Annotated in this window: 2 protein-coding genes; both read left to right on the top strand. The window is 64.2% G+C overall.

From position 1 onward, the window contains the following. The first annotated feature begins 18 nt into the window (after positions 1–18). A complete protein-coding gene (gene phnC, locus ACESMD_RS12615) occupies positions 19–843 on the top strand; it encodes a phosphonate ABC transporter ATP-binding protein (RefSeq protein WP_372613687.1) in 825 nt (274 codons plus the stop codon). Then, the coding region (locus ACESMD_RS12610) for a PhnE/PtxC family ABC transporter permease (protein WP_372613685.1) at positions 830–1,389 on the top strand (560 nt) is incomplete at its 3' end. The genes phnC and ACESMD_RS12610, both read left to right, overlap by 14 nt.

Below are 1,389 nucleotides of genomic sequence, written 5' to 3'. Positions count from 1 at the left end.
TGTCAACCTGGAATCGCGATGCTTGAAATTTCCAACCTGATCAAGCGATACGGCCATGACGAGCCCGTCCTCCAGGGGCTGGATCTGGTCGTGGAAGACAACAGCGTGGTGGCCATCGTCGGCGCTTCGGGTGCCGGCAAGAGCACCATGCTGCGCTGTATCAACCGGCTGGTGGAGCCGACCTCGGGCTCGATCCGGCTCAATGGCATGGAACTCGTCAGCCTGCGCGGCAGCACCCTGCGCAAGGCCCGCCGCAAGATCGGCATGGTCTTCCAGGGCTTCAACCTGATCGACCGTCTGACGGTGATGGAGAATGTCCTGGCCGGTCGGCTTGGCTATGTCAGCCTCTTCCAGGCCATCACGAGGCGTTATCCCCCCCAGGATATCGAGCGCGCCTTCACTCTCATGGAGCGTGTGGGCATCGCCCAGTATGCCAACAAGCGGGCCGATGAACTCTCCGGCGGCGAGCGCCAGCGCGTCGGCGTGGTGCGGGCCCTGATGCAGGAGCCGGAAGTGCTGCTCGCCGACGAACCCACGGCCTCGCTGGACCCGCGTACCTCCGAACAGATCATGATGCTGCTGCAGAGCCTGGCCAGCGAGTTGTCGCTGCCGGTGCTGATCAATATCCACAACGTGGCCCAGGCCAAGACCTATACCGAGCGCATCGTCGGCCTGCGCCATGGAAAGATGATCTTCGATGGGCCCCCCGCCGACTTCTACAAGGAGGCGCTGGATGCCATCTATGGCGGCATCGAGGCGCCCGACGATGAGATTACCGCTGAACCTGCCCAGACCGCGAAGAAGAACGCGAAGAAGATAGAGGTGACCGATGACCCCCTCTGACGGCGCCGGGACGACCCCCAGGACCTGGCGCAAGCCATCCTTCATCGCCAATCCGCTGCTGCGTTACGGCCTGCTGGCGGTCCTGGTCGTCTATCTGGTCTGGGCCTTCGGCAGCCTGCCGTTCAACTGGGAGCGCATCAGCCAGGGCCTGCCGCGGGCGGCTCGGATCTTCGGTGGGGGCTTCCCGCCGAGCTTCGAGCGTTTCGATCTGTTGCTCACCGGCTTCAAGGAGAGCCTGCAGATCGCCGTGCTGGCCACCTTGCTGGGCGTGCTGCTGTCGATTCCCTTTGCGGTGATGGCGGCACGCAACGTCGCGCCGCTGCCGGTCTATCTGCTGGGGCGGGCGGTGATCATCATTTCGCGCAGCTTTCACCCGGTCATCGTCGCCATCCTTTTCGTGGCCGCGGTGGGTTTCGGCCCCCTGGCGGGGATCCTGACCCTGACCCTCTACTCGATCGGCTTCGTCGGCAAGCTGCTCGCCGAGGAGATCGAGGAGATCGACTGGGGTCAGGTGGAGGCGATGAAGGCCACGGGCGCGGGCTATTT

The sequence above is a fragment of the Halomonas sp. genome (assembly GCF_041689495.1).
Lineage (GTDB): Bacteria > Pseudomonadota > Gammaproteobacteria > Pseudomonadales > Halomonadaceae > Halomonas.
This window is presented reverse-complemented; position numbering and strand designations above follow the sequence as displayed.